Below are 21,968 nucleotides of genomic sequence, written 5' to 3' on the forward strand. Positions count from 1 at the left end.
AGTGAGAACAGCTCATGACTCATTCCAGACACGCCGGGCGCACCGTATTGGTCACCGGTGCCGGTGGTGGTATCGGTGCGGCGATCGCGCGGTTGTATTGCGAAGAAGGTGCAGCCGTGGCGCTGCTCGATGCTGATGCCGACAAGGTGCAACAGCAGGGCGTGGCGTTGCGTGATGCGGGTTTTGCGGTCGCGTGGGCGCAGGCTGATGTCGCGAGTTTTCAAGACTGCGCTGCTGCATGCGAGCGCGTGCAAGGTGAGCTCGGCCCCATCGATACCCTGATCAACAACGCCGGCGTTTCGCCCAAACACCACGGCGCACCCGCGCCGATCTGGACCATGGCGCCGGAGGAGTGGCTGCGGGTGGTCGATATCAACCTCAATGGCTCCTTCAACCTGGTGCGAGTGCTCGCGCCCGGCATGGTCGAGCGCCGGTTCGGGCGCATCGTCAATATGTCTTCGGTGGCGGGCAGCGCGTTCTTGCCGATTGTCGCAGCGCACTACAGTGCGACCAAAGCCGCAATCATCGGCTTTACCCGCCACCTGGCCGGCGAACTCGGGCCGTTCGGTGTCACCGCCAATGCGCTGGCACCTGGACGAATCGAAACGCCATTGCTCAAGACCGTATCGGCCCAGGCCAATCAAACCGTGGTCGACGAGACACCGCTGCGCAGGCTGGGCACACCGCTTGAGGTGGCGAGAGCGGCGTGTTTTCTCACGTCAAGCGAAAGCGACTTCATTACCGGCCAGGTGGTTGATGTCGCGGGCGGCTGGTTGATGCGCTGATGACTTCTTGCGAGGACGTTTGTCATGGTTAAAACGATGGGATTTCCCGGGCGCTACGAGCAGGGTCCGAATGCATTGCAACAATTGGGCAGAGTGCTGAACGACATGGGCCGATCACGGCCGCTGGTGCTTTGCGATGAGTTTGTCGCCCGGCATCTATGGCCGCAGGTTGGCGCCACGTTGCAGGACCAGGGATTGGAGCCATTGCACATCGAGTTTCCCGGCGAGTGCACGCGCGCTGCGATTGCGCAGTTATCCGAGCAGGCATTGCTGCACGCCCCCGACACGATCATTGCGCTGGGCGGTGGCAAGACCATCGATACGGCGAAGGGGCTGGCGGCCAATCTCGACGTGCCGATCATTGTCTGCCCCACGATCGCTTCAAGTGACGCGCCAACGAGTCGGCTGATCGTGCTTTACGACGAAGAGCACAAAGTGGTGGGCGTGGAGTTTCTGAAGATGAATCCCGCTGCGGTGATTGTCGATACAGAGGTCATCGTTCAGGCGCCGGCACGGTTCTTCGCGGCCGGGATCGGCGATGCCATCAGCAAGAAATTCGAAGCCCGACAGTGCTACGCCGCCGGCGGCCACAACTCTTTCGGCACACCGCCGCTGCACACGGCATTGATGCTCACCAACCTGGTTTTCGACACGCTGATGCAGTACGGCGTCCCGGCATATCAGGCGGTGTGTCGACATGAACTCACCGATGATGTCGAGCGGGTCATCGAAGGCACCGTGCTGATTAGCGGTGTCGGTTTCGAGAGCGGTGGTTTGTCACTGTCCCATGCCCTGGTTCGGGGGCTGACCGCGATACCGGCGATGGCGTCGATGCTGCATGGCGAACTGGTGGCGTTCGGCACGCTGGTACAGATGGCGGTGGAGGCGCGACCGGCCGAAGAGATTGAACAGGTCGCGCGTCTGCTGCACGCGGTGAAGCTGCCCGTGACGTTCGCTGAACTGGGTCAGCGCACGCCGTTGACGACGGCGCAGATCAATATTCTCGTGGACGCAACCTTATCGGCGGCTTACGCCAGAAACATGCAACCGCCCTTGAACTACCAGCGCCTGGTGGAAGGATTGGCGGCGGCTGACAGCCTTGGTTCACGGCTGGTCAGAGTCTGCGCGAACCCGCCCCGACACTGTGATCCTGCGTCACAACAGGTGTGACCAAGTAGCTGTTTTCTCCCGTACAGCGACGCCATAACCTTTCCCTCAAGCGAAATCCTGGCGCAATCAAGTGCTGTGAATTCGTCAAAAAAACCGAGAGGCCTGACTATGAATACTCCTGTTAAACCTGATGAACTCGCCATTGCGTATCAGTTGCCGCAAGTTCCCTTCATGACGCCCGACATGGTGCACCCGGGCGTCATGACGCAGTGGCTCGAAGACGATGCGCTGTGGGTGCCGGTAACAAAATCTGTCTCCTTCAAGCCATTGCTGCTCAACACCAGCGGCGGCTATTACATCAACCTGTTGCGGGTGCGTCAGGCCGGCGTGCTGTCGCGTCACCGCCATACCGGCGGCGTGCATGCGATCGTGCTCAAGGGTCGCTGGTACTACCTGGAGCATGACTGGGTCGCGGAGGAGGGGTCTTTTGCCTATGAGCCGCCCGGTGAAACGCATACCCTGTTCGTCCCCGAGGATGTGAGTGAAATGATCACCTGGTTCCACGTGCAGGGTGGCTACACTTACGTCGATCCGCAGGGCGTTGCCGTGGGTTACGAAGATGTGTTCACCAAGCTTGAAGCCGCCCGAGCGCATTACAAGACGCTGGGTTTGCCGGACGACTACATCGAACAGTTCATTCGCTGACCCGGACCCCAGGAAAAAGCGCGCTTCGGCGCGCTTTTTCATAAGCGTTGAGACAACATGCCTTCAAGCTTTTCGCCAGGACCGGCCATGGACAATTATTCGCAGCTGCTCGCTTTTATATGGTCTACCGAATGTGGAAGTTTTTCTGCTGCCGCGCGCGCCCATCACCTGACGCCATCAGCGGTCAGCAAGCTGATCACCCGCCTGGAAGATCGCTTGCAGGTCCGGCTGTTCCAGCGCGGCTCACGCGTGCTGACGCTGACCGAGGAGGGCGCCGCTTACCTGCGCAGCGCCAAAGCCGTCGTTGAAGCCATGAACGAGGCGGACTCGCTGGCCGAGGCGTTGCCCTCCAGGGTCAGTGGCACCCTGCGCATCCACACCATGACCTCTTTCGCCAAACACCAGATCGTGCCGTGGCTACCGGAATTTCTGGATTTGTATCCCTCACTGGACGTTGAGATTCAACTCGGCGCGCAATTCGTCGATCACTTCGAGCAAGGGCTGGATATCGCCATCCACAGCGGCGTATTGCCCAGCTCATCACGCATTGCCAGACGCATCGGCGAATGTGAATGGCTGATCTGTGCCTCGCCGCAGTACCTGGCTGAACACGGCACACCAACCACACCCGCAGATTTGCTGAATCATCGTTGCTTCAATTTCAGCTTCGTCAGCCCGTGGAACAAATGGTCATTTTTGCAGGATGGAGACGGCGTCTCGGTACCGGTGACCGCCAGCGCGTCGTTTACTCAAGGCGATCTGTTGCGCGACATGGCGCTGTCAGGCGCTGGCGTGGTGAAGCTTGCGGACTTTCATATCGGGCTTGATGTAAAAGCGGGAACGCTGGTGCCGTTGCTTGAGGATTTCAAAACGGGTGTGGTCGAGCCGATCTACCTGCTTTATTCGGATCGCAAGCATTTGAGTCCACGGATACGAGTATTCATCGAGTTTTTTCAGAACAAGTGGCGTGAGCATCCGTGGAAGGTCTCCTGACGTTCAGCTCTGGGGGCAGCGTATTGATCAACGCGATGCTAAAACTGCGCATTAAAAAGCCCTGAATCATCAGGGCTGAGTTTTGGTTGAGGGGGCGTAGAGTGACAAGCTCGCGGTCGGTCTACTTCGCGCTCGAAGAGCAAGCCAACCGATATTGCTCGTAATTCAAACCTTCGACCTTTTCCGGCAGCTTGTATGGCACGGGGCAGCTTTTGCCCTGCCACTTGATGGTGATGACACCGTGATCTTTGGTCACCAGCGCCAGGGCCTTGCCCGTCGGATCTGACAATGCCAGTTGTTTGCCGTCGCTATCCAACAGCACCGCGCCGAATGGAATCGGCTGGCCGTTGGCATCGTACAGCTCAAACTGGACGCGTCTGCCTTTGCTGCCTTCGAAGCGTGCAAGAACTATCGAACCTCGTCTTGGCACCAGTTGCTGGGTGGCATTGTCCAGCTCGATCTCACCGCCCAGGTTACGCGTGTCCAGCGTTACCCAGTTCACGCGGTACGGTTGCGCGTTAGGCAGAACCGCATAGCCGTTCAGGCCGGTTTTCACACCCGAATAGCTGCTGACTTCGACGCCCGACATGCCGGGCACTTCCACCAGACCGAACGTTTCACCGACGGTCTGGCCCATATTGATGCCGCCTGCATGGGCCACCAGCGATCCGGCGGCACTCAAGTTCTGTGATTCATAACCGTTGCCTCGGTTGTAACCCAGGCTCAGGTCGCCCATCGATGTGCGGGTACTCAGGCTCAGCGAGCCAGATCGATCGCCTTGGACACTGCGCCCGGTCTGCACGGAATAGTAGGTGTCGCTGTCCTCGGTCAGATAACCGTTGATCCCGGCTTGGGTGCTGGTACCGGTGTTCTGATGGTTACTGGAAATGTAGGCGCGCGGTGCGCGGGGTGTCGAACCGAGCGGAAACGAAATCGAGACGCTCAGTTGTGTGTCGTTGCTGGTGTCACCGCGCGCGCCGAACTCCTGGGTTTTGCTCAGGCTGATGTTGTAGTTCAGGTCGCGCCAATTGTTGTTGTAGCCGGCGGAAAAGCTCCGCGAGCCACCGCGATCCCAATAGCGCTGGTCACTGGCGTTCAGGTACAGCGAGCCGAACTGGCGTGCTTCGCCCAAAGTCTGGTTGACCGTGAGGTCGGTGCGGGTTTTGGAATTACCCAGGCGCCGGGTGGCCCCCGAGCTGGTGTCCTGGACATGGTCGGTCAGCGTGCGGTAACCCTCGGTCGAATAACGATAAGCGGCGAGGGTGAAGCTGGTATCGGTGCCGGTGAAGGTCTTTGCATAGAGCGCGCGTATGCTGCTGCCCTGGGTGGTTTTGCCGAATGCCTTGCTGGACGATTGCGTCACGTCCAGGGACATTGCGCCAATCGAGGTGTTCTTCGCCGCACCGACTGAAATCGCCTTGAAACCATTGCTGGCCTGAAGGCCGGCAATGCCTGTCAGGTTGCTGGTCAAGCCGTAGGCGAACGTGCCGCTGAGGAAGGCGGGCTTGTCATAGCCCTCGCTGTTGTTATTGAATTTGCCGCTCGACAGGCTGTACTTCAACTGTCCCTCACGCACCATCGTCGGCAGGGCGGAGAATGCCTGTCGGGTGACCTTGCGCCGTCCATCCGCTTCAACAATGGTGATCTCCAGATCGCCGTTGGAGCCCGATGGATAGATGTCACTGATCTCGAACGGACCCGGCGGCACGTTGGTGGTGTAGAGAATGTAGTTATCCTGGCGGACCTCGATCGTGGCGTTGGTTTCAGCAACGCCACGTATGATCGGCGCATAGCCGCGCTCGCTGTCTGCGCGCATGCCCTCATCAGAGGCCACCTTGACGCCTTGATAGCGCACGCTGTCGAACAGATCCGAATCGGAAAAGATTTCACCCGCGCTCAGTTGCCCCTTGATCGCCGTGAGGTCGCGCTGGATGAACGTGCGGTTGCTGACAAAACGATTGGGCCGGCCGGTGGAGCTGCTCAGATTGGACTCGTTGCGCAGACGCCAGGCGCCAAAGTTGATGCCGTTGCGCAGCCCCAGGTTATTGGAGATTTGCGTGGTGTAATCGGTTTTGCTGCGGGTGCTGCTCAGCTGGTAGTTGATGAAACCGGCGGCCACACCTTGGTCCCAAAGCTCTGGATCTACATAGCCGCGCATGCCACGCGCCATGGCGACCTGCGGCACGCTGATATTGAGGCGCAGGCGGTTGGCATCGAAGCTGAGACTGGCTTGCTCGATCATTGCAGGCAGGTCGTAGTGATCGGCAGGGTGTTGCTCGTCAACCAGACCCTGCTCACGAAGTTTGCGCATGTCCACACCCAGCTGCTGCAACAGTTCCAGAGTGATGCGTGGCTCGACTTTGCCGTTGACCGGGTTGGCCGCGAAATCGATATCGCGACGCCCGACCAGCGTGCCATTGCTGAACACGTCGACGCGGTATTGGCCTGGCAAGACGCTGTTGGCATTCAGCAACGGTTGCAGATCGACCGCCGATGAACCTTCAAGGAACAGCGTATTGAAAGATTCACTCGCCACTGCGGCCGGGGCTTCGGCGCCCACGGCGAAGCCGCAAATGGCCATGTTGATAGCAAAGCACAATGGATGCAGGCAGCCCAACGCCGCTTTGTTTTTCTGGCGCGCAACATGATGCTTAACACAACTTTCAGATGTGTGGTGTTGGGAGGGAAACATGCAATTTGCCTTATCAGTCCGTGTTGCTTCAACCGGAGTCCGGAACTTGTGAATAGCTTGTAAGTTGGCAGGGTGGGGTGGGGGATTTACTGGGCGGAGGCATCTTTCACGCGCTCGGCATGGCTTTCGGCAACGCTTAGTGGTGCATCGAATCGTTGTTGTGCGCCGTAATCGTTAATTGCTGAAAAACTCAAATGCGAAGTACCAGCTGGCAGATCTTTCAGATTGAATGAGCGAACTTCCCCTGGAACGATCATTGTCGAATCAATTACCAATTCCGCTTTTTTCCCTGCAACGACTTTCAGATCCGCCAGCGACACGTGGTAGTTGCTTTGGTTTTTTACTTTCAGCACCGACTTGCCAGCCTGAGTGACCAATTGCCATGCAAGTTGCTCCGGTGCCTTTGCGGCATCACCGGTGAGTCCGTCCGGGCGGAAGAAGACCTTGATACGCTGACGTACCGCCAATTGCAGCGTGTTGACATCGGCAGCACTGGCCTGGGGGATTTCCTGCACGTTCAGCCATACCACCGACTCCTTGTCCGCAGGCATGCCGCGGCCTTCATAAAGAATCCTCAGTAATTGCTGTTGATTGGGCTCAAGTTTGGCCAGTGGTGGAGTAACAGCGAAAGGCGGTGCGCTGCCAGCCGTGTCGCCGGCATCGAGCCACGATTGTGCGAGGATGGTTTGCCCGCCGTTGCGCACCGTGACGTTCGCCTCTTTGTGCGCGCCATCGAAGATGATCCGGGTGGAGCTCAGAGAGATGCTGGCGAATGCCGAGTGCGTCATCAACACCCCGGCAAGCCCCAGGCAAAGCGGAAAATAGCGACTTAACATAGTTTTCACCGATTAATGGCCGGGGAAGGACGAGGCACAGCGGCCCCGTCCGGGTATTGCGCGTTGCTTATTCGTATTCGAGAACGAACGGCAGAGTGGCGTTACCGGTACCTGCAGTAGCAGCGGTCTTGTCGCCGGTGGTGACGTAAGCGGCTGCGAACGACAGGGTGCCGTCGCCGCCAGTGGTGCCGTCGCCAGTCAGGCTGGTCTGCACTTTGGCGGTGGCTTCGGAGCTCAGGTCGATCAATTGGCCATTGCTGTCCAGCAGCGCGATACCTACGCCTTTGGCCGCATCGGTACCTTGCAGCTTGAGAACTTTTTTGCCATCAACCAGGCCCGAACCGCCGTTTACGGTTGGTTTGAACAGCATCGAAACCTTGGTGCCAGCGTTGCAGTTCACTTTCAGGTTGAAATCGTTGGCGGCCACACGACCGGCGCCCGGAGCAGAGTCGGTGCCCATGTCTTTGATCGACACGCTGCCCATGTCCACGGCAATCATCTTGTCGTTACCCGAAGCGCCGTCTACCGAGCAGGCGTCGTTGTTGATAACGCCGGTGAAGCTGATTTGACCGCTGCCGCCCTTGACAGCTTTAGCGGCTTCTTCTTCAGCCACTGCACCAGTGGAGGCAGCCAGTACGGAAAGAGTGAGTACTGCGAAAGCGAACTTTTTCATGTTTATATCCGAAGTTATTGTGAAGTGCTGCATTGAAATGCCAGGCCATATTAGGTGTGCGGTGGTGGCGGGTCTTTGGGATTTGTCTTAAAGCGATAAAGGTGCGAGCCAGTCAGTAATATGGCAGTGGCGTATTCATATTTGCGGTAATGGTGCAGCGAACCAAATGAGACAATTCTCAAAGTCGTGCGGTTTTTGTCTGGCTAGTATTCGCGGATGCAGAAATTCTCAGTCAACGCAAAGTTTGTGAGCGGGCGTCCTGCTTGAAAGATTATTCAAACTTTCGCGATTAACGACTGATAGAAAGAGGTTCCAGGTTTGTGAACACGCTTCGTATATTGGTCTTGGAAGATCACGCCTTTCAGCGCACGGCGGCAGTCAGTGCGCTTAATAGTCTGGGGTACAAAAATATCTTTCAGGCGGCTGACGGCAAGGATGCGCTGGCTGTGATATCCCAGGCTGGAGGCGTGGACGTTGCATTGTGTGACTTGAGCATGGCCGGGATGGATGGTTTGACGTTCTTGCGCCTGGCGAGAGAGGCCGGTTTGATTCGTGCAGTGATCATCTGCAGTTCACTGCCTGAAGACTTGTTGCGCACGGTTGACCGGATTGTCACGTTGCAGGGGCTGGAATTGCTTGGCAGTGTCGGCAAGCCTCTGATGATCGATGTGCTGGGGCCATTGTTGGCGCGTTATCGGCCGCACACTCCGGGCGATACCAAAGTGGTGGAAAGTCATCTCGATCAGCCTTCGGAGAACGAAGTGCTCGAAGCGATACGCCGTCAGGAATTTCGCGCCTACTTCCAGCCCAAGTTTCATCTGCGCAGTGGTGAGGTGGATGGCGCCGAGGTGCTGGTGCGATGGCAGAGCCCCAGTCGCGGCTTGCTCTCGCCAGGCATGTTCTTGCCGACGATCGAGCGCTGCGGGCTGCTCGATGAGATGTTTTTCAGCCTGCTCACGCAAGGCTTGAGTCTGCAGCGCTTCGTCCAGTCTCACGGCAAGCCGTTCAAGCTGGCGTTCAATCTCGACGTGACGCAGATGGCCAATCCGAATCTTGTCGACCGGATCAAGGCGCTGTTGCGCATCCATGGCGCCTCGCCAGCTGGGCTCATTTTCGAGCTCACGGAAACCGGCCTGCTGCAGATGCCCGAGATCAGCATGGAAAACATGGTGCGTCTGCGCATGCTCGGCTTCAGTCTGGCAATCGATGATTTCGGTGTCGGCTATTCTTCACTTGAGCGGCTGTGCCAGATGCCGTTCAACGAAATCAAACTCGACGCCGGCTTCGTGCAGAATTTCCATCAGGCGCGCTACAGCGCGGTCATCCACGGGGCGTTGGCCTTGGCGCGGGAATTGGACATGCGCGTGGTGGCAGAGGGTATTGAAACCGCAGATCAGGTTCAGCATCTGGCGCGGCTTGGTTGTCAGTGGGGGCAGGGCTTCTTCTATGCTCGCCCGATGAATTGGGCGCATTTGGTCGACTGGCGTTTCGAAGGCCAGAAGTCGTCCTGGCGCCGCGCAATAGGCACATCCGATCGTTGATGCAAGCGGCATTCTGACTTTTGGGACAAAGCCCTATTTCGTCACGCCTTCAAAACACTCATCATGTGCCGAGAAATCAATCAGATGCACCTGAATGCTTCGGTGATGCCCGGGATTTGCCGCGGTTGCCAAGTGCTGATGGTCCTCCAACACTCTTCATCATGGAGCTGTTCATGCATTGGTCAGTCGTGAATCCGTTACGCGTTGCCATCCTTGATGATCACTCGCTCATACGTCTGGCGATGAAGTCGCGGCTGACGCGCGAAGCCGAGTTCAGTGTCGTAGGTGTGTATGGCAGCAGCGCGCAGTTGCTCACCGGATTGCGCGAAATCGACATCGACCTGCTGATACTCGATTACAAACTGCACGATGGGGAGCTGGACGGGCTCAATCTGATCCGCCTGCTGCGCAAGCAATATCCGGGCATGCGCATCCTTGTCTCATCTTCCGAAGAGCGCCCGGCGGTAGTGAATATGGCGATCGGGGCGGGCGTCAGCGGATTCTTCGGCAAGTCGCAGTCGGTCGATGACCTGATCACCGCCATCCGCAGTGCTGCGTCCGGCCAGTTGTATCTTTCGCCGGAAATGGCCTTCGAACTCGATGTGCTGCCTGCGTCGGTCGACGAACCTGCTGGTGCCAATGACGATGGCGCGGCGCACGGCGACGACTTCCTCAGTAATCCTCTTCTGTCACCGAAAGAAAAAGAAGTATTGCGCTGCTGCCTCGAGGGGATGGGAGTGACGCAGATCGCTTTGAAGTTCTCGCGCAGTCGCAAAACCATCAGCGGGCAAAAACAGGCCGCTTTCAAAAAGCTTGGCATTCGTGGTGATGCGGAGCTGTTCAAGTTGCAGCACAGCCTGACGGCGGACAACCAGGGATAACTCGCTTATGTTTCATCTGTTGCGCGGTGTTTTGCTAGTCAGTGTGCTTGTCATGTTCGGTAGCGGGTCGTTGTGGGCAGCAGAGCCGCGCACTCTGCAGGTGTTCGGTCGGTCTGACTGCAAGGAGCTACAGATCGATCTGGCCAATGAAGACTGGAGTTGGCTGCGGCAGAAGCGCAGTCTGGTGCTGGGCTCGGCGCTTCCGGATTTCCCGCCTTATGTCATGACCGCCAGCGGTACGCGGTACGAGGGAATAGCCGCCGACATCGCCTGCATTATCGGTCAGGCCTTGCATGTCGAAGTTACCGTCAAGGCTTATCCCGACCGTCGCGACGCCATGGCGGCGCTCGAGCGTGGCGACATCGACATGCTGGGCAGTTCCAACAGTTTCGAGTTGATCGACGGCCTCGTCACGCTCAGTAAGCCTTATGTCGAAGACGTGCCGGCAATGTTCATGCGCGGTGATGATCGGCGCCCGATGCCGGCCAATCTGGCCGGTTTGCGTATTGCGGTTGCCGACGATTACCTGCCTTCCAGTCAATTACACGCGTTATACCCCAACGCCGAATTCGTGCTTTTTCCATCGAACGAGTTGGCACTGGCTGCGCTGGCTTTTGGCAAGGTCGACCTGTTTCTCGGCGATACGGTGTCGAGCAATTACCTGATCAACCTCAACTACTTCAACTATGTGCGGCTGCACTCTTTCGTCAAAACCCAAACCAGCGGTTTCAGCTTTGCCTTGCGCCGGGGCAACGACCAATTGCTGCGTCTGATCGATTCGACCCTCGAGTCGCTGGGTGATGCGAAGATTGCCGAAATTACCAAGCGCTGGTCGGGCGGCGGCGGGGCGCTGACGCCCAAACGCATTGACCTGACACCCGGCGAAGCACGTTGGCTTGAGCTGCATCCGGTCGCGCGGTTCGTGATCAATGACGATCAGGCACCGTTTGCATTCTTTGATGGTGACGGCAACTTTGGCGGGATCGGCGCTGATCTGCTCGAGCTCATCCAGCGGCGTACCGGCTTGCAGATCAATGTCGAGCGCACCGACAGCTTTTCCAGTCTGAGCACGCGTCTGCTGGATGGCAGCGCGGATATTTCTCTGCTGACACCAACGGTCTCGCGGGAAGTCGGCATGCGTTTCACTCATCCGTTCCTTGCCAGCCCCTTTGTGATCGTCACCACCAAGGACGCAGGCGCGCCTTCAAGCCTGCAGGAGCTGCGCGGCAAGCGCGTCGCAGTGCCCGAAAGTTCGGCTGAGCGTGAGCTGCTCAAGGACTACCCCGACATCGAGATCGTTGATAACGAAACAGTTCTGGGCGCCTTGGCTGACGTGAAGGACGGTCGAGCGGACGCGATGATTACCACGTTGCACAGTGCGCGCTACTACATCGCCCACATCTACAGCGACAGCTTGCGTATCTCCAACATCGTCGGCATGAACAAAGGCTTCCTCGCTTTCGCCGCGCGGCGTGCCGATACCGAACTGGTCAGCATTCTGAACAAGGCGCTGCTGAGCATTCCGCCGGATGAGCTGGACGTAATCCTCAACAGGTGGCGTCCCATTGCAGCGTTTTCGGGGTTGTCGTGGCGCGATTACAAGGCGCTGATCTACCAGATCAGCGCTGGCGCGTTCCTGATTATCCTGGGATCGCTGGCGTGGAATTTCTACATCCGTCGGCAGATTCGCGAACGCAGTCGTGCAGAGCGCTTGCTCGGCGATCAGCTGAAGTTCATGGGGGCGCTGATCAACGGCACGCCGCATCCCATTTACGTACGTGACCGGGAAGGTCGGCTGGTGACCTGCAATAATAATTATCTGCAAACATTTGGCCTGTCAGAAAAGGACGTGATCGGCAAGACCGTGCTCGAAAGCGGCAAGCGCAATCGTCAGGAGGCGTTGCAATTTCACGACGACTACCTGCGCGTCATCGAGCAGGACGAACCTTACGAGGTGGATCGCACGCTGCATGTGGGTGATACGCGGCTGATCATTTACCACTGGATCCAGCCGTATCACGACACGGCGGGTGAAGTCAGAGGCGTGATCTGCGGCTGGATCGATATCAGCGAACGCCGTGAACTGATCGAGGAGTTGCGTTCGGCGAAAGAGCTGGCTGACGAGTCGAGCCGCGCCAAAACCACGTTCCTGGCGACCATGAGCCACGAAATCCGTACGCCGATGAGCGCCGTGATCGGCATGCTCGAACTTACCCTCAAGCGTGCCGAGCAAGGTCACTTCGATCGGCCGGCGATTGAAGTGGCATACGACTCGGCAAAAGGTCTGCTGGAACTGATCGGCGATATCCTCGATGTGGTACGCATCGAATCGGGCCATGTCAGCCTTTCGCCGAAACGTGCCAACCTGCGCGAATTGGTCGAATCCGTGGCGCGGGTGTTCGACGGCTTGGCCAGGCAGAAGAGTCTGGTGCTTAAGCTCGACATCGACGCCACTGTCGGCTGTGACGTATTGGTTGATCCGATGCGCTTCCAGCAGGTGCTCTCGAACCTGGTGGGCAACGCGATCAAGTTTACCGACACCGGTCATGTCACCGTCTCGATTCGCGGCCAACGTCTCGCTGACGAACGCTTACAGGTCGACCTCAAGGTCGAGGACACCGGCATCGGCATTTCCAGCGCCGATCTGCAGAATCTGTTCCAGCCGTTTTCCCAAGCCAATCATGGCCCCTCCAGCAGAGGCGGCACCGGTCTGGGACTGGCGATCTCCCGTTCATTGTGCGAATTGATGGGCGGGCGGCTGAACATTACCAGTACGCTTGGCAAAGGCACCTGCCTGGAAGTGTCGCTGTTCTTCAATATTCTCAGCCCGCTTGGCGGCAAAGTGCTGCCTGTTTCGGTTGTTCAGGACAAACCGGTACCGACACTCAGGATTCTCGTAGTCGATGACCAGAGCGCCAACCGCCTGCTGTTGACGCAGCAGCTGAGTTTCCTTGGCCAGGCGGTGCGTGATGCCGCCGACGGTGCCCAGGCATTGGCGCTGTGGCGCTCGGAGCCGTTCGACATTGTGATCACGGACTGCAACATGCCGGTCATGAACGGCTATGAGCTGGCCCGCACCATTCGCCAGGACGAACGCGAAAGTGGTGGATCGCCGTGCATCGTACTGGGCTTCACGGCCAACGCGCAGCCGGAAGAAAAAGTGAAATGCCGGGAGGCCGGGATGGATGATTGTCTGTTCAAACCGATCAGTCTCGGCACCTTGTCGATCATGCTTGCAGGCTGGGAAAAAAATGTTGAAACCCAGCCATTTGAAAGCCCGCCTGCGGCGACTATCAAGGAGCTGGGTTCGATTCGCGAGCGTCTTGACGAGCTCACCGGAGGCGATCTCGACATGATGAAAGAACTTCTGCGCGAGGCGCTGTCGAGTTGCGAAAAGGATCTGGAGGAGTTGCATTCGCTAATACCCGAAAGCGATCCCGGGCTGTTGGCTGACCTGGCGCACCGCATCAAGGGGGCGGCGCGCATTGTTGCCGAGCATCAGGTCATTGAGGCGTGTAACGAGCTTGAAGCCGAGTGCGAGGCGCCTGTTATCGATCCGCTGGACCTCAATCGCAGTGCATTGAAGCTGGAGCATGCACAGGCTGATCTGATCAAGAAAATCAAACGGATCGAGCTGTAAACGTATCGGCTCATGACCATCCGACTGGCCTTGCATTAAAGCTGACGTTAAAGATCATTTTGCAGCGGGCGATACCTTGGTAATAACCATGGAGTTTCGCGATGATCATTCGACGTCCTTTATTGATTGCCTGCCTTTGCCTGCTCGGTTTTGACACCGTCAGCGCAGCCCAGTCTGCGCCGGTCAGCGGAGTGATTCGCTTCAGCGGTCGAATTGTCGAGGCAAGTTGCATTGCCAGTGGCGCCAGCCATTCTTCTGTCGAGTTGCTTGATTGCCCCCAGGCAAGCACCGGGCAGATTTTTACCGTGAACAACGTCAGTGCGGCAGGGCGAGGTGAGTCGCGCCAGCAGGTGTTTGTGAAGGTGATTGCCGATACTCATGAGCAGGACGATTATTACGACCAGCGCTTGCTGCTCACGGACAACAAGGGTCACCAGATAACGAGCGGTAATTACGTAGTGACGATGACGCTGCCTTGATGGCTTGGAAAGAATGAGTCTGCGCCCCTTGTTTCAAGGTTACTGACAAAAAGGGGCGTTAATAATGAGAATTGTCTGGTTCGCACAGAACCGTCCCGCGCTTCTGGCTTGTCGCCACTCCCCTGCGTTGCAAAATCCCTCCTTCAACACTTTCTGAGCCAGACCATGCGCCGATCGCTTGGGCTGTCGTCAAGGTGTGGCTTTTTATCATCTATCCCTGCGTTCATTTTTGAGACAAGTCTCATATCAGGCAGGTTGGCCCTTGGTTATTTTCTTGAAAGGAAGAATGGAGCTGCCAAAGGTGCCCGATGTTTCTTGAAAATAACCGCAGTCGATCCTTGCGGATCCTGATCGCCGATAGCGATGTGCGCAGAGGTCTGTCAATCGAACAGCAGTTCAACAAGCTGGGCTGTCTCAGCGTCTTGAACGTTTGCACTTATCGTGACCTGAAAATACTGACGTATTACTGCCCTCAACGGTTGAGCCTGGTCGTCGTCAATGCTGAGCTGCTCAGCGAGATGGCGATGGATCCGCTCGACTTTTTCGGGGAAAACCCGCTGATTCGTCATTTGCTGATTTTCAATCCCAACGATGATCACCAGTGGTCGAAGACCTTCTTCAACCCGCATCCGCAACGCTGGATGCGCCTGGTCTCGAAAATCAATCTGCCGCGACTGGCAGATTTTCTGATGCTGGCCGACCCGGCGCTCAAGGAACTTGCGGAGCCGGCCTCGACCGACTCCACACTCTCTTCGTGCGCAAACCGCTAGCTGCTGCACCTTCCCGCGATGATCCACGTAGACGCTGAGGTGCTATTGCCCAGCGCCTGCTGTGCCGCCCACTCGTTTGCCCCATTGTCTTGAATACACTCTAAGGTAAGGCATCATGCTGCTTCGTAAACTTAATCTCGCGCCTCGTTCGGCGCTGTGTTTCGGCTTGTTCTGTCTCATGATTATCGCGATCGGATTGATCGCTCTGCAGCAAGTCGACTTGCTCAACAAGGCAGAAACGTACGTCGAGACGACGATCGTGCCGAGTATCAAGCTGCTCGGCCAACTCGATCGAGAGTTCGTCGAAATCAAGGGCAACAACGCTCGCTTGCGCAATCCCATCGAAACCCCTGAGCGCAAGGCGCAAGCCCTGATGGACATTCAGCAGTCGCGTCAGCTGATCAAAAAACATCAGCAAGCGCTCATTGATCTGCTGGCCACTGACGCTGGGCGCGAGGCGTTCGAGGAGTTTGCCAAAGCACAGAAGGTCAACGATCTGGCTCAGGAGCAATACCTTCAAACCGTGGCGAACGGGCAGCTTGAAGCGGCCATTGCGTTGTCAAAGAATCAGATGCGTGCTGCCTCGGATGGCGTACAAGTCGCGCTCAAGAAGCTGATTGCACTCAACGAAATAGAAGCTTATGAGGCGGGCAAGCAGGCCGACAATGTCTATGAGCACACGCTGTTGATCGTCAGTGTGTTCATTCTCATCGCGATCGGTGCTTCGTTGGCCCTGGCCGTGTTGTATACCCGCAGCCTGACGGTACCCATTGCAGGCTCGCTAAGGGTGGCGGAATGCATCGCCGCCAATGATCTGAGCGAAACCATTGCGCTGGATGGCTCTGATGAGGCGGCGCAAATGCTGTCGTCATTGGCGGCGATGCAAACCAGCCTGCGAGATGCCTTGATCATGATCCGTGATTCGTCCACGCAGTTGGCCGAGACCTCGGAGGTCATGCACGGCGTCACTGAAGATATCTCGCGTATCACTCAACGTCAGAGCCATGAAATCGAAATGGCCGCCACCGCCGTCACTGAAATGAGTGCAGCGGTGGAGCAGGTTGCAGACAACGCCGCATCGACCTCGCAGTTGACGTCGGAATCAAGTGCCGCAGCCGTCGCCGGTCGAAGCCAGGTCAGCGACACGGTAGCCGCAATCAACCTGATGGTGTCCAGCGTGCACAGCACCTCGGCTGAGGTGCAGGCGCTATCGACCATGGCGAGCGATATCAGCAGCGTGCTGGACGTTATCCGAGAGGTTGCCGAACAAACCAATCTGCTTGCCTTGAACGCAGCGATCGAAGCAGCGCGGGCGGGGGAGGCGGGTCGCGGTTTTGCCGTGGTTGCCGATGAGGTGAGAGGGCTGGCGCAGCGTACTCAGAAGTCGACCGAGGACATCGAGTCCATGGTCAGCTCCATTCAGTCGGGCACCAGCCGCGCAGTTTCCTCCATGAGCCACACCCGCGCTCAGGCCGAGAGAACGCTCGAAATGGCCAATATCGCCGGCGAAGTGCTGACCGACATCACTGGCTCGCTGAATCTCATCAACGAGCGAAACCTGCTGATGGCAACCGCTGCCGAGGAACAGGCTCAGGTTGCGCGGGAAGTCGACCGCAGCCTGATCAGCATTCGTGACCTGTCATGTGAAACCGCAGAGGGGTCGAAACAGACGGCAGTTGCATCGGCGGAGCTGTCGCAATTGGCGGCGTCGCTGAACAAATTGACCAAGGAATTCAAACTTTAATCAGTAAACGTAAAGCCCTGGCTACCAGGGCTTTTTGATCAGCGCTCGATCGGCGCAGCAAAGTCTTGCGCATGGGGTGCAGAGTCAGTTTGTGCTGGCGATGCGGTTTGTGCTGTCAACTGCTCAATGCAGCTGGCGAGTTGTTTTTCATAGCTTTCAAGTACCGCTTCGGCTTCAGCTTCGCGCTCATCACGCAGGCGGAAGAAATCGTCGCGATTGAGTTGGTCCGCAACAAGTCGGATGTTTTGCTCGATGATCGCGCACAGTGAATCTTCATCCTCTAACGCCGCGCTGGTCAGGGCTGCCTGTCGATTGTTTTCGAGTTCGGTTTTTGCGTGCTCAGCGGCCTTCGCCTGTTCCTTTGCGCTAAGCAGGTCGGCTTCCAAAACCTGTTTCTGTTCCGCCAGGCGCTTCAGTTCTGCGCTCATCGACTGGATTGCATCGGCGCGCTGGGTGAGTTGGACCTCCTGTTGTTGCACCACAGCCTTCAGTGGAAACAGTTCATTGAGTTGGTAGCCGGCGACCACAGTCATGGCGATCAGTGCCAGCGCAAGAATGGTCAGGCAGTAGATGGCGGCGTTGCTCTGGGGTTTTGAGCTATTGAGGGTATCGAGGGCTCTCACGGAATCGTTTCTCCTATCAAGAGTAGACAGTGTAATAACCTCGATTCGCTGGGCCTTTAAGACGAGTCTTAAATTGTGCTCTATTTGCGTATGTCGATAACGGCTAACATTTGTTAACGAATTCGCAGAAGGCTTCTTTTTTAAACCGACTATCTAAAGTTTCTTGTGGGTCCATGAGAATTGTCTTGTTTGCGAATAAATAAACTTTTTGCTCAAGCTCCTTTTTTTCATTATCGTCTGCTGCCGCTTTGGTGGCGTTTACTGCTGATAGTTCACGCAATCGTCCGCCATTCAAATGTTTGCAAACACGGCGAGTTCAGAGAGATTGCTATGAAGTTTTCCCATGTTTTAATTGTCGGTTTTTTGTATTTACTGCCATTTAACGCAATGGCTGCAGTTTGCGAATTTTATCCCGACCATTCCAAGGGCAGTGTCAGGGTGGTTCTTCCAGCCACGATCTCGGTGCCTCGTGACACGCCCAACGGCACGGTTATCTATGAAAGCCCGATCGTGACCCTGGGCGCCATACCCAGCTCATTCAGGTGCTCTGCGGTACACAACGAAGGTGTACGCAATACTGTCGGCGTTACTCAGCCGGGCGCGGAGATTTTTCCTATCGGAAATACCGGAATCGGCTGGCAATGGGTCCGACCGCCATCGGGGAAAGCGTGGAAAGGCTTTCCAGGAACTACCGACACTGCTGGCGGTTGGGGTTGGAATGGTTCTGAGCACATCTTGCGTTTTGTAAAGACGGGAACTATTTCCGGCAGTGCGACGATACCCTCAGGCCAACTTGGGACCTTCGTCGCTGCAGAAATCGAGCCTCTGGCAATGAATACAAATGGAACGCGGATCGTCTCGCAGTCTTGTGAAACACCTGATGTGAAAGTGGATATGGGCAGCTACACCATGAGCGATTTTTTGCAGAACGGTGACTATGCCAAGGAGAAATATTTCTTTCTTGATATGAAAAACTGTCCTCCCGGAATCAATAACTTCAGGTACTCCTTTTCGCCCACTGCGGGCAGCCCTGCATGGAGCGCTGATACCGGCGTGGTACACCTCAACAGTAATTCCACTGCCAAAGGGCTGGCATTGCAAATGCGCTTCAGTGACAGGACGATACTCAAGCTGAACCAGAATTACATAATGAAAGCGCCAACATCGAGCGGCGGTAATGCATCCGTTTCCTTGCAAGCCCGCTTCGTGCGCATCGAGCCTTCCAATGCGCAAATGCGAGCGGGCGATGCCAATGCCGAAATTGCCTTTGTCGTCGAGTATCTATGAGCCCAACAGCCTCTTCACCTCAGCCACAATCACCGCAATATCAAACGGCTTGGGCACTACCACATCAAACAGATCGGAGCGCTGCATGCCGATGTGCGCTTGCGCGCCACTCATGAGAATGATCGGCAAGTGTTTGACGGACGGCTGGGCACGCACGGCTTCGGCGAATTCGAGGCCGTCCATGACCGGCATCATGAAGTCAGTGATGACCAGGGCTGGACGTTCTCTTTCCAGCACTTCGAGAGCCTTCTTGCCATTGCTCGCGGTCACAGTCATGAAGCCCTCATCCTCAAGCGCAAAGCCAAGAATGTCAGCAATCAGATACTCGTCGTCGACTACCAGGATGGTGGTCATGTTATTTCAACCCGCTTGCAGACTTACGAAATTGAACCAGGCAATGACTCAGCTGTGACTGAAGGTTCATTTTTCAAAGCCTTTTCCAGGAACACATCTTGATCACGGATAACCACCTCGAACCGCGACGGGTTGTAGGAGCTATCACGTATCTTGAGAATGGAAAGCGTCCTGTGAAGTTCAGCGTGATTCTCAAAGAAACGCATGAGCATCAGGTTGTCGACAATACTGGACAGGTCGGAGTTCGGTGCGCTGACCTCGGAGCCGAACAAATCGCGCATTTCCCATGAGGCGAACACCGTAACGCCTCTGGATCGCAGCTCATTCATCAGCGCGCTGAAAAAGTCGGTGATGCGTTCCGGTGTGGTTGAAACCCGAGTCATGCCGCTGAGGCTATCGATGAACAGGCGCTTGATGCCTTTTTCATCGACCAGGCTCAGCAGGCGTGCGCCGAGGCCGTCCAGCAAGCCTTCGGTAGTTGGCTGCCAGGCAATGCTCAGCGCACCGCTGTGTTCCATGTGTTCGATATCAATGCCCAGCGAACGGCCTTTGAGCCGCAGCCGCTGCGGGCTTTCATAGAAGCCGAAGTGCAGGCCCGGCGCTTCGGCCGTCGACTGTGCGATGAACTTCAGACCCAGCGTGGTCTTGCCGATCCCGGAAGGCCCCATGACCAGCGTCACGCTGGAGCTGTGCAAGCCACCCCCGAGGATGTCATCCAGTGAAGCAATGCCGCTGGGGATGCGCGTCATGTCCGCGCTGTCAGGGGCGGAAGGGCGCTTGTAGAGACTTTCGAGGCGCGGGTAGACGACCAGGCCGTTATCGGTGATCTCGCACTCGTGAAGACCGGTCAACGCGCCGCTGCCGCGAGTCTTGCGCAAATGAATGCGGCGCACCGAACGGGTACCGAAAAGTTCTTCGCCCATTTCGATGACGCCGTCGACCATCGTGTGCTCGGGGCTGCCGTCGTCCAGGCGCGAGCTGGTCAGGAACAGCACGGTGCAACCGGCAAATGCGGCATGGCCTTGCAGTTCGGAAATGAATTTTTTCGTGTCGATCGGCGAGTCGGCTTTGGAGCGTGCATTGAGCAGGCCGTCAACGACCATGACGGTCGCCTTCTGCCGAGTGATTTCACGTCGCAGCAGCTTCACGACTTCATCGAGGCCTTCGTTTTCCAGCGTATCGAATGCGCTGACAAACTGAATTTCCGCGCCGACTCGCGAAGCGTCGAAAAAACTCATGGTCGACAGGAACTGGAACAGGCGGTCGTGGGACTCGGCCAGCAACGTGGCGACCAGCACACGGCCGCCGTTGCGGGCATGGTGAAACCCTAGCTGGTTGGCAAGGATGGTCTTGCCGGAGCCCGGGCGCCCTTGAATGATGTATGAAGCGCCGGCGACAAAGCCCCCCTGAAGCAGCGCGTCGAGCCCTTCGATCCCGCTTTGAAGGCGTTTTAGCTTTTCCACAATGCGACCCTGATCTGAATAAACAGGCTTGTTCAGCCGAATGAGTGAAATGCTAACGCCATTTCCGGTTGAGGGCCATAAAGGCTGGGGAAAAGTAGCGTTTTTGCAATGTGAACCTGGCACGTGACTGCTCGGGATCAGGGGGTAGTGACAAGCCCGGCACGGGAAGATTCGATTTTTCGAAACCCGGAAGCCGGTTACGGCCATATGCGCTGCTGCGGACCATGAGGGTAACGGTTGCCACTTTGCTTTCATGAAATCGTCACAAAACTGCTGCAGAGTTCGGGAGCCCGTAATCACTAGGTGTCATTTAATGAAAAGTTTGATGAAGTCTGCTGCGCTCGCCATTGCGGTATCTCTTTGTGCCACCTCGGCCTCCTTTGCAGCAGAAAATGTTCGCCTGACGGGGTCCGGAGCAAGTTTCCCGGCGCCGATCTATCTGACCTGGTTCAAGGATTTCAGCAAGAAATCCGATGGCGTCACTGTCGATTACCAATCCAAGGGCAGTGGCGCGGGCGTACAGGACTTCTTGAACAAAACCGTGGATTTCGCTGCCAGTGACTCGGCAATGAAAGACGAAGATATCGCCAAGGTCGCCGAAGGCGTGCAGTTGCTGCCAATGACCGCCGGGGAAATCGTGCTGGCCTATAACCTGCCGGGCAATCCCAAGGGTCTGAAGCTGCCACGCGACGTCTATTCCAACATTTTCCTGGGCAAGATCACGCGCTGGAACGATCCGCAGATCGTCGCAGCCAACCCGGACCTGAAACTCTCCGATACGCCGATCACGGTTGTCGTGCGTGCAGATTCCAGCGGTACGACCGCGGTATTCACCAAGCACCTGGCAACCGTCAACGCCGAGTTCAAGCAGGCGTTGGGTGAGGGCAACACCGTCAACTGGCCGGCCAGTGACAAGTTCATCAAATCGCCGAAAAACGATGGCGTAACCGCTACCGTGCGCCAGACCCCAGGTGCGATTGGTTACATCGAATATGGCTTCGCGAAGCTGGCCAAGGTCGACTTTGCCCAGTTGCAGAACAAGGCTGGCAATTACGTAGTACCAAATGCCGAAAGCGGTGCCGAGGCCCTGGCGGCGGTGAAGATGCCGGAAAACCTGGTGGCCTGGCTGCCTGATCCGGACGGTGCCAAGTCCTATCCGATCACCTCTTATACCTGGATGATTTTCCGCAAGGACAATGGCAACCCGGCCAAGGCCAAAGCCATGCGTGAAATGGTCGAATACAGCCTGACCGAGGGGCAGAAGATTGCCGATTCGATGGGTTACATCCCGTTGCCGCAATCGGTCGTCGAACAGGTTCGCAAAGCGTCCGCCAACATTCAGTAACGCCGTGAGGTCTCTCTCGGCGTGTGCGTCTGCGCCACGCCGGGAGA

At 56.9% G+C, this 21,968-nt stretch carries 18 protein-coding genes; 12 read left to right on the forward strand and 6 right to left on the reverse strand.

The features are described from left to right. Nucleotides 1–14 precede the first annotated feature (14 nt). From AC0Z5Z_RS17890 to AC0Z5Z_RS17905, 4 genes are all read left to right on the forward strand, one after another. On the forward strand, nt 15–785 hold the full coding sequence (locus AC0Z5Z_RS17890; RefSeq protein ID WP_252878104.1) for an SDR family oxidoreductase: 771 nt from the start codon (nt 15–17) through the stop codon (nt 783–785). A 24-nt stretch (nt 786–809) separates the two neighbouring features. Continuing rightward, complete coding sequence (locus AC0Z5Z_RS17895) at nt 810–1,955, forward strand: glycerol dehydrogenase (RefSeq protein WP_315435011.1); 1,146 nt, start codon at nt 810–812, stop codon at nt 1,953–1,955. Nucleotides 1,956–2,063: 108 nt separating this feature from the next. Continuing rightward, a complete protein-coding gene (locus AC0Z5Z_RS17900) occupies nt 2,064–2,600 on the forward strand; it encodes a 2,4'-dihydroxyacetophenone dioxygenase family protein (RefSeq protein ID WP_024012829.1) in 537 nt (178 codons plus the stop codon). Between the two features lie 87 nt (nt 2,601–2,687). Then, nucleotides 2,688–3,593: a LysR family transcriptional regulator gene (locus tag AC0Z5Z_RS17905; protein ID WP_016774575.1), complete on the forward strand. Its 906-nt coding sequence runs from the start codon at nt 2,688–2,690 to the stop codon at nt 3,591–3,593. A 121-nt stretch (nt 3,594–3,714) separates the two neighbouring features. Here the strand turns inward: AC0Z5Z_RS17905 and AC0Z5Z_RS17910 are convergent, their stop codons facing one another. The 3 genes from AC0Z5Z_RS17910 to AC0Z5Z_RS17920 all read right to left on the reverse strand — a co-directional run bounded on the left by AC0Z5Z_RS17910 (nt 3,715) and on the right by AC0Z5Z_RS17920 (nt 7,794). After that, nucleotides 3,715–6,174, reverse strand: a complete 2,460-nt coding sequence (locus tag AC0Z5Z_RS17910; protein WP_305383019.1) for a fimbria/pilus outer membrane usher protein — start codon at nt 6,172–6,174, stop codon at nt 3,715–3,717. A 197-nt stretch (nt 6,175–6,371) separates the two neighbouring features. After that, entirely contained in the window at nt 6,372–7,121 is a 750-nt protein-coding gene (locus AC0Z5Z_RS17915) for a fimbrial biogenesis chaperone (protein WP_041478776.1), read from the reverse strand. A 67-nt stretch (nt 7,122–7,188) separates the two neighbouring features. Next, nucleotides 7,189–7,794: a fimbrial protein gene (locus AC0Z5Z_RS17920; RefSeq protein WP_083352866.1), complete on the reverse strand. Its 606-nt coding sequence runs from the start codon at nt 7,792–7,794 to the stop codon at nt 7,189–7,191. 320 nt (nt 7,795–8,114) lie between these two features. Between AC0Z5Z_RS17920 and AC0Z5Z_RS17925 the strand changes: the two genes are divergently transcribed. The 6 genes from AC0Z5Z_RS17925 (at nt 8,115) to AC0Z5Z_RS17950 (ending at nt 16,849) form a co-directional block, all read left to right on the forward strand. After that, nucleotides 8,115–9,335, forward strand: coding sequence for an EAL domain-containing response regulator (locus AC0Z5Z_RS17925; RefSeq protein ID WP_056785675.1), 1,221 nt, complete (start codon nt 8,115–8,117; stop codon nt 9,333–9,335). A 173-nt stretch (nt 9,336–9,508) separates the two neighbouring features. Next, nucleotides 9,509–10,216 (forward strand): response regulator transcription factor, encoded by a 708-nt coding sequence (locus AC0Z5Z_RS17930; protein WP_041478777.1) that lies wholly within the window; start codon nt 9,509–9,511, stop codon nt 10,214–10,216. 7 nt (nt 10,217–10,223) lie between these two features. Continuing rightward, the gene (locus tag AC0Z5Z_RS17935; RefSeq protein ID WP_485611435.1) at nt 10,224–13,856 is read left to right on the forward strand and encodes a transporter substrate-binding domain-containing protein; all 3,633 of its coding nucleotides are present in this window, start codon (nt 10,224–10,226) and stop codon (nt 13,854–13,856) included. A gap of 101 nt (nt 13,857–13,957) precedes the next feature. Then, nucleotides 13,958–14,335, forward strand: a complete 378-nt coding sequence (locus AC0Z5Z_RS17940; RefSeq protein ID WP_016774580.1) for a type 1 fimbrial protein — start codon at nt 13,958–13,960, stop codon at nt 14,333–14,335. Between the two features lie 338 nt (nt 14,336–14,673). Next, entirely contained in the window at nt 14,674–15,105 is a 432-nt protein-coding gene (locus AC0Z5Z_RS17945; protein ID WP_150635414.1) for a hypothetical protein, read from the forward strand. A 115-nt stretch (nt 15,106–15,220) separates the two neighbouring features. Continuing rightward, nucleotides 15,221–16,849, forward strand: a complete 1,629-nt coding sequence (locus tag AC0Z5Z_RS17950; protein WP_095179876.1) for a methyl-accepting chemotaxis protein — start codon at nt 15,221–15,223, stop codon at nt 16,847–16,849. Between the two features lie 38 nt (nt 16,850–16,887). Here the strand turns inward: AC0Z5Z_RS17950 and AC0Z5Z_RS17955 are convergent, their stop codons facing one another. Next, the gene (locus AC0Z5Z_RS17955) at nt 16,888–17,472 is read right to left on the reverse strand and encodes a hypothetical protein (protein ID WP_056785683.1); all 585 of its coding nucleotides are present in this window, start codon (nt 17,470–17,472) and stop codon (nt 16,888–16,890) included. 330 nt (nt 17,473–17,802) lie between these two features. On the opposite strand from AC0Z5Z_RS17955, the gene AC0Z5Z_RS17960 reads away from it, so the two are divergent. After that, nucleotides 17,803–18,759, forward strand: coding sequence for a fimbrial protein (locus AC0Z5Z_RS17960; protein WP_056785684.1), 957 nt, complete (start codon nt 17,803–17,805; stop codon nt 18,757–18,759). On the opposite strand, the gene AC0Z5Z_RS17965 is transcribed toward AC0Z5Z_RS17960, so the two are convergent. Beyond that, complete coding sequence (locus AC0Z5Z_RS17965; RefSeq protein ID WP_016774585.1) at nt 18,754–19,113, reverse strand: response regulator; 360 nt, start codon at nt 19,111–19,113, stop codon at nt 18,754–18,756. The genes AC0Z5Z_RS17960 and AC0Z5Z_RS17965 overlap by 6 nt on opposite strands. A gap of 23 nt (nt 19,114–19,136) precedes the next feature. Then, nucleotides 19,137–20,576, reverse strand: coding sequence for an ATPase domain-containing protein (locus AC0Z5Z_RS17970; RefSeq protein ID WP_041478782.1), 1,440 nt, complete (start codon nt 20,574–20,576; stop codon nt 19,137–19,139). Nucleotides 20,577–20,889: 313 nt separating this feature from the next. Here AC0Z5Z_RS17970 and pstS point away from each other — a divergent pair, with 313 nt between their 5' ends. Then, entirely contained in the window at nt 20,890–21,921 is a 1,032-nt protein-coding gene (gene pstS, locus AC0Z5Z_RS17975) for a phosphate ABC transporter substrate-binding protein PstS (protein ID WP_051600442.1), read from the forward strand. Nucleotides 21,922–21,968: the final 47 nt, after the last annotated feature.

This window comes from Pseudomonas sp. 1L-E-NC-VB-C3, from assembly GCF_057291535.1.

Coding starts and splice junctions, on each gene's coding strand:
- AC0Z5Z_RS17890 (WP_252878104.1), top strand. CDS start 15: ATGACTCATTCCAGACACGCCGGGCGCACCGTATTGGTCACCGGTGCC.
- AC0Z5Z_RS17895 (WP_315435011.1), top strand. CDS start 810: ATGGTTAAAACGATGGGATTTCCCGGGCGCTACGAGCAGGGTCCGAAT.
- AC0Z5Z_RS17900 (WP_024012829.1), top strand. CDS start 2,064: ATGAATACTCCTGTTAAACCTGATGAACTCGCCATTGCGTATCAGTTG.
- AC0Z5Z_RS17905 (WP_016774575.1), top strand. CDS start 2,688: ATGGACAATTATTCGCAGCTGCTCGCTTTTATATGGTCTACCGAATGT.
- AC0Z5Z_RS17910 (WP_305383019.1), bottom strand. CDS start 6,174: ATGGCCATTTGCGGCTTCGCCGTGGGCGCCGAAGCCCCGGCCGCAGTG.
- AC0Z5Z_RS17915 (WP_041478776.1), bottom strand. CDS start 7,121: ATGTTAAGTCGCTATTTTCCGCTTTGCCTGGGGCTTGCCGGGGTGTTG.
- AC0Z5Z_RS17920 (WP_083352866.1), bottom strand. CDS start 7,794: ATGAAAAAGTTCGCTTTCGCAGTACTCACTCTTTCCGTACTGGCTGCC.
- AC0Z5Z_RS17930 (WP_041478777.1), top strand. CDS start 9,509: ATGCATTGGTCAGTCGTGAATCCGTTACGCGTTGCCATCCTTGATGAT.
- AC0Z5Z_RS17935 (WP_485611435.1), top strand. CDS start 10,224: ATGTTTCATCTGTTGCGCGGTGTTTTGCTAGTCAGTGTGCTTGTCATG.
- AC0Z5Z_RS17940 (WP_016774580.1), top strand. CDS start 13,958: ATGATCATTCGACGTCCTTTATTGATTGCCTGCCTTTGCCTGCTCGGT.
- AC0Z5Z_RS17950 (WP_095179876.1), top strand. CDS start 15,221: ATGCTGCTTCGTAAACTTAATCTCGCGCCTCGTTCGGCGCTGTGTTTC.
- AC0Z5Z_RS17960 (WP_056785684.1), top strand. CDS start 17,803: ATGAAGTTTTCCCATGTTTTAATTGTCGGTTTTTTGTATTTACTGCCA.
- AC0Z5Z_RS17965 (WP_016774585.1), bottom strand. CDS start 19,113: ATGACCACCATCCTGGTAGTCGACGACGAGTATCTGATTGCTGACATT.
- pstS (WP_051600442.1), top strand. CDS start 20,890: ATGAAAAGTTTGATGAAGTCTGCTGCGCTCGCCATTGCGGTATCTCTT.